Origin of the sequence: Candidatus Phytoplasma crotalariae (genome assembly GCF_030586865.1) — a bacterium.
GTDB classification, from domain to species: domain Bacteria; phylum Bacillota_I; class Bacilli_A; order Acholeplasmatales; family Acholeplasmataceae; genus Phytoplasma; species Phytoplasma citri.
The window spans coordinates 1-5,927 of record NZ_JAOSIR010000026.1 but is presented as its reverse complement, the minus strand read 5'-3'; the positions used below and the strand labels follow the sequence as shown (position 1 = coordinate 5,927).

Sequence of the window (5,927 nt, the reverse complement as noted above, 5' to 3'; positions counted from 1 at the left end):
TCGCAAGAGAGTAAATTAGGGAAAGCGGTGTGCTTGGAAACTTGCTCGCACCGTTTGGACGGGGGCTGATTGTAAATAAAATGGCAAATATAAATCGCCACATAAAGCGCAATTAATCTATCCGTATCTTTAGGAATTAAAGGTAATTTTCAAAAAAAGCTTTTGGTATATCAAAAAGATAAAGAAATGTGTTTTAGGTGTAATAAATTAATTCAAAAAATTAAAATTAATGGTCGTAGTTCTTATTTTTGTGATTTTTGTCAGTTAAAATAAATAGAAATATTTTATGTTATTTTTTTGATAATTCTGATGTCTAATCAATATTTATTTTTGTTTTTATCAGTTTTTATCAATTGTTTATAGTAATAGTATTTAAGGAAGGTCACAAATAATGATTAATTCAAATATAATTAAAATTTATTGTGTTAATAAATTGACTTCGGAAGATTACAAAGTACTTAATTTATTATATCAACCCCTAATTGGAACTATTGCTATCTCTTTGTATAATACTTTATATTTTTTAAACGAAAGTAAAAATAATATTGATAATAATTTTACTATTACATATCAGATGTTATTTGATTTGTTAAATGTAAATAAAAAAAATTTTCAATCTAATCAATATAAATTAGAAGCTCTCCGTTTGTTAGAAACTTATTCTAATGATAATCAAGATATTATTTACGTACTTTATTCTCCTGTTTCAGTTCAAAAATTTTTTAATGATCCTTTATTAAGTCATTTTTTTTTAAGCGAAGTTGGTAATTATTATCATTGTTTACAAAAATTATTACTAAATAAATTACCTTTAATACCTAAAAATTTCCAAAATATTAGTAAAAATTTTGTAGATCTTTATAAAGTTAATAAAATTAATATTGATTATAACTCTTTATATCATCATTCTGATTCGGGTAATGCTCAAAACAGCAATAATAACCATTTAGTAGTATTTAAAAAATTTTTCGATTACGAAGTTTTTTTTAATAATTTATCTGAACGTTTTAAAAAGCCTTTTTTATTAGAAAATGAAAATATTGATTATATCGTAACTTTAGGTTTTGTTTATATGTTGCAACCAAAAGAAATGGCTGCTTTGTATCAAAAAATTTTTCGCCATAATTATAATCAAAATCTTAATATTAATTTAAATGTTTTGAAAGATTATTTATATGAACAAAATATAAAAACTCAACAAAATATTAAAATTATTGATGTTAATAATCATCAACAAGAAAAAAATGAAATGATTTTATGTTTAAAAAGATCACATCCTATTCATATTATTAAAAATTTTGGTAAAAATATTAATATAAATAAAAAATTAAATCATGATTTATTCATGTTAATTCAAAATCATAAAAATGTAGATATTGGAGTTATTAATGCTTTATTAATGTATATTTGCAAAAAGAAACATCATGAACTTGATTTTGTTTTATCTTATAATTATTGTGATGTTGTTTTAAAATCGTGGTTAAAAAGAGGTATTATTTCTGCAGAAATGGCTTATAATTACTTGACAGAAGAGTTAGAAAATAATAATAATAAAAAATTTAATTCTGCTCGCAAAAATGTTCCTTTGCCTAAATGGTTAGATGATTTTATGAAAAATTTACATTAATTAAAAGTAATCGAGAAATATTTGAGATCAATCATGAGAATGATAAATTATTATATAATCTCATATTAGTACCAAAGAGGACTAAATTTCGTGCTATTTAACCAATATCCAGGGTGAGATTATCCTGAAAAGAATATGATCGGTCAGAAAAAAGAAAGAATTACTGATTATAGAAGACCATAAAATTGGGTTGTAACAAAAGCAAATTAGTCAAGAGAATAATGCCGCCGAATAATTTTCTGGAAAAGTCTGAAATGTCCTAAGAAGAAAAAGTGATTTAATATATAGACCTATTTCGGAATTTGCTTAAACGGGTAGTTCAGAATCTACTAATATAATATATAATTATTAAGTAGTTTATCAGCTAAAGAAAACCTGGAATCATTTTCTCTAAAAAAGAAGGTAATTCATCTAAGGAATTAAGGTTGAACTTTAGGGTAACTTGGAGAATCCTAAAACGAAGTAATGAAATTTACTAATCCGGAAATAAAATCCCGGACGGTCAAGGATAAAGAATCTTTTTAGTAGTCGCAAAGGTAAACCTAAATTTATTTTTTTATTTTGATAAATTGTTTATTAATATTATTTAAATGTTTAAAATTAAAAATAAATAGACATAAAAAAACATGATATAATAAATTAAGTAATAATTTATGTATAAGCTAAAAATATTTAGTAATGTTAAGAAAAAATGAGATTTTAGATAAATATTTGATGATTTTAAAATTTATTTGTTGAGGTTTTAATACAATAGATTTTTTTCTAATTAATCTATATTTATCTGAATTTATAATAAATTCAATGTATTATTATTTTAGTTTTATAAAAATTTAGATTTCAAAAAATTTAAATTTTTATTTAGGAGTTATTATGGATTCATCTGAAAAGTCAAATTTTCATTTGCAAAAAATTAAAGATTATATTAAGAATCATCCCGACACAAAACATTTACAAATTAAAGACGAAGATGTTATTATTGTTTTTAATTATTTAAATAAAAAAGATAAACCCAATCCTTTCGGATATAAATTAGTTTTAAAAGAACAACCTTATCTTCATGTAGTTTGGCAAGAAACTGTTAAAACTAAACAAATAGATTGGAAAAATAATTTACAACAAAAAAATTTTTTATTTAATCAAGAAATAAATTTGACTGGTATAGATATTAAAAATATAAAATCTATGTCTAAAACACAAAAAAGTATTTTTAATTATATGCTGGATATCGTAGAAAAATATAATTCTTTTGACATCAACATTAAACAAAATAAAGGTTTATATATTTATGGTCCTTTTAATTCTGGAAAAACTTTTATGTTAAAAATATTAGCTAAAATGTTATTAATAAATCATATTCCTTTTTTATTTATTGTTATGTCAGATTTGGTTCGGCAATTTAAATTTTTATGGACTCATGATATTATAGAAGATAAAATAAACCATTTAAAAAAAATTCCATTTTTAATTTTAGATGATTTTGGTTTAGAAAATATGAATGCTTTTTTTCGAGATGATATTTTTATACCTTTATTAAATTATCGTTATGAATATAATTTACCTGTTTTTTTTAGTAGCGTTTTGCATCAGAACGATTTGAAAGAAACTTTACAATTAAATGTAGATTTAATTAATGCTACTAAATCTGCGAAAATTATTAATTTAATTCAAAAATCTACTTTATTATATGATTTTTCTAATAATATTTCTAAAAATAAATTGTCATGATAACAAGAATATTTTTTATTAGTTATTAAATTAGTTAAAATGATATTTTTTAGATTAATTATATATTGATTTTAAAAAATTAGGGAGAGTAATAAATTATAAATATGATTCGTTTAATAGACGTTAATTTGAGTTTTGATGAAGACGAAGATATTTTAAAAGATATTTCTTTTAATTTACCTAGTCGCGGATTTGTTTTTTTGTCGGGACCATCAGGTTCAGGAAAAACTAGTTTATGCAATCTTTTATCAGGATTAGAAAAGATAAGTTATGGTAATATTTTAGTAGAAGATAAAGATTTATCTACTTTTTCAGACTTTGAAATGGCTGATTATAGAAATGGTATGATTTCTTATATAACACAAGATGCTTATTTTATTAATGAATTAAGTGTTTTAGATAATATTCTTTTATCTGTTAAATTACAAAAAAGCGTTGTTAATCCGCTCATTCATAAACAAATTAAAGATTTATTTAAATATTTTAATTTACCTATCAGTTTATTGACAAAAAAACCTTTTAAATTATCTGGAGGACAATTACAAAGAGCCAATGTAATTAGAAGTTTAATCAAAGATGTTGATGTGATAATATCTGATGAGCCTACAGGTAATTTAGATCCAGATTCTAGTAATTTAGTTTTTAAAAAATTAAAAGAAATTTCTGAAAAAAAATTGGTTATCGTAGTGACTCATGATATTTTATTAGCAACCAAATATGCTGATATTATTATTAAAATAAAAGAAGGTATTGTTAAAGATTATTTAGTGCGTAAACAAAATGACACTTTTAATAATGAAAATGTTCAATTTAATGAAAAGGATTTAGATTTATTAACTTATGTTGATAATTTAGAAAAACAAAAATTTGTTTCTAAAATCAAGGAAGTTTCTAATTTATTTGAAAACGATCATCTTTTGAAATTTAAATCTGTTTCATCTAATTTACCTTTTAAGGAAGTGCATTCTATTTGTAAATTTTTTTATAAAAATCATTGGAAACGAAATTTATTTAGTCTTTTGTATTATTTTATATCATCTTTGTTAGCATTTAAATTGCTGTCTTATGTAAATGCTTTCTTGGGACAAATATTTTGGTATAAAACATCTTTTTTTAAAAATATATATTTAGAATTGAATGAAAGCATTATATTGCCTTTTTTAAAAGGATTTTACGGGGTATCTTTTTTAGGATTTTTAGTAATATTTTTATTTTGGTTGTTTTATTTTCTTTTATCTAAGTCCTTTCTTAATCGTCAGACAATAGTTTTTTATCGTGCCGCAGGTATTACTCGTATTTTAGGCGCGAATAGTCGAATTATTAATAAAATATTATTTTATTTTATCGCTTATTTTATATTGGCGTTTACTTTCTTACATCAAATGTTTATGTTTTTGTACCAATGGGGAGTTAATAAAATTGTCAATAAGGGTTTGAATTATTTTAATAATGGTTTGAATTATTTTTCTATGTTTTTGGATAAAAAAGCAATTCCTGGTTTTAATGATATGAATTTGTTCACACAAAAAAAATCATTATTGCAATTAAGTGAAAAACTTTATCCTTGTTCTAACGAACTTGTTCAAAGCTTTTTTGGTCCTTTGTGTGAGAATGGTTTTTTTTCGATTCCACCTAGTTATCGAACTATAGTTAGTTGGGTAGGTTTTTTTATTATTTGTTTTTTCTTTGTGTATAGTATTTATCTTTTAATGAATTCTAAACGATTAAATAAAACAAAACCTTTAATGATGTTAAAAAAAGGAAATTCTTGAAACAATTTTCATAAAAAACTCATTATAAATAAATGATTTATTTTGTTATAAATAATTATAAATTTTATAATTTTTTATTAAAATAATAACTCGATTTCTTAAGATTATGATCCTTTGGCGGTTCGTGTTGCGAATTGTCCCCATGTGATGAATTGGTAGTTGGGTTGTTTTATCACAAATCTCACAACGTTCCGCTTTTAGGCGGTCAGTGAGATTCATACAACTTTGGAATATAAGGTAATATCAGGATTTCTCTTGTAGTTACACATTTTTTTAATCTTATCTCAAGAGTAGACAATCCATGATTCATGTTGGGTTTTTCCTTTATTATTATAAGCGATACCCCAAGTTGAACTAATATTAACTTCTTCCGAACTCTGGCAATTAACGTTTTCCGCTTTCCAACAGCTAAATAATTTAGATGGGTTAAAACACCTAGGTTGTTAGTTAAACAAAAGTATTGGATAAAAATTCCTCTAACAATTGTTTTATAAGTCCGGATTATTTCTAATTCGCCTCTATCTGCTAATGTTTCGTCGTGCTTCGCCTTTCCCTTTTTTAACCAATTGTATTCTACTCCATATTCTTCGGCTTTCGCTTTAAGAATTTGGATTTTTTAGGCACAGCCGTTTAAGGAATTCCTTGTGGCTTTCTCTTTACGGGTTTTATTGGTGGAGTTTACCTTTATCATGTAGGCTAAAACCTTGTCCCTTTGTCAGCTTTGACAATTTTTGATTTGTCCTTCCTGATCGTAAGTTTAGCCATTGTGTTACTTGGTTTTTGATCCATTCAGCCTTGTCATA

5 protein-coding genes are annotated in these 5,927 nt (G+C 23.6%); 4 read left to right on the top strand and 1 reads right to left on the bottom strand.

The features are described 5' to 3' along the window. Nucleotides 1-186 precede the first annotated feature (186 nt). The 4 genes from OC683_RS02505 to OC683_RS01865 all read left to right on the top strand — a co-directional run bounded on the left by OC683_RS02505 (nucleotide 187) and on the right by OC683_RS01865 (nucleotide 5,124). Nucleotides 187-273 (top strand): zinc finger domain-containing protein, encoded by an 87-nt coding sequence (locus tag OC683_RS02505; RefSeq protein ID WP_420887816.1) that lies wholly within the window; start codon nucleotides 187-189, stop codon nucleotides 271-273. Nucleotides 274-391: 118 nt separating this feature from the next. After that, nucleotides 392-1,627 carry a DnaD domain protein gene (locus tag OC683_RS01875; protein ID WP_304514864.1) on the top strand — a complete coding sequence of 412 codons (1,236 nt, stop codon included), beginning with the start codon at nucleotides 392-394 and terminating at the stop codon, nucleotides 1,625-1,627. A gap of 870 nt (nucleotides 1,628-2,497) precedes the next feature. Then, on the top strand, nucleotides 2,498-3,352 hold the full coding sequence (locus OC683_RS01870; protein WP_304514863.1) for an ATP-binding protein: 855 nt from the start codon (nucleotides 2,498-2,500) through the stop codon (nucleotides 3,350-3,352). Between the two features lie 104 nt (nucleotides 3,353-3,456). Beyond that, nucleotides 3,457-5,124, top strand: coding sequence for an ATP-binding cassette domain-containing protein (locus tag OC683_RS01865; protein ID WP_304514862.1), 1,668 nt, complete (start codon nucleotides 3,457-3,459; stop codon nucleotides 5,122-5,124). 45 nt (nucleotides 5,125-5,169) lie between these two features. Here OC683_RS01865 and OC683_RS01860 read toward each other — a convergent pair whose 3' ends face one another. Beyond that, the gene (locus OC683_RS01860; protein WP_304514861.1) at nucleotides 5,170-5,343 is read right to left on the bottom strand and encodes a hypothetical protein; all 174 of its coding nucleotides are present in this window, start codon (nucleotides 5,341-5,343) and stop codon (nucleotides 5,170-5,172) included. Between the last annotated feature and the right edge of the window lie 584 nt (nucleotides 5,344-5,927).

Coding starts and splice junctions, on each gene's coding strand:
- OC683_RS02505 (WP_420887816.1), top strand. CDS start 187: ATGTGTTTTAGGTGTAATAAATTAATTCAAAAAATTAAAATTAATGGT.
- OC683_RS01865 (WP_304514862.1), top strand. CDS start 3,457: ATGATTCGTTTAATAGACGTTAATTTGAGTTTTGATGAAGACGAAGAT.
- OC683_RS01860 (WP_304514861.1), bottom strand. CDS start 5,343: ATGAATCTCACTGACCGCCTAAAAGCGGAACGTTGTGAGATTTGTGAT.
- OC683_RS01870 (WP_304514863.1), top strand. CDS start 2,498: ATGGATTCATCTGAAAAGTCAAATTTTCATTTGCAAAAAATTAAAGAT.
- OC683_RS01875 (WP_304514864.1), top strand. CDS start 392: ATGATTAATTCAAATATAATTAAAATTTATTGTGTTAATAAATTGACT.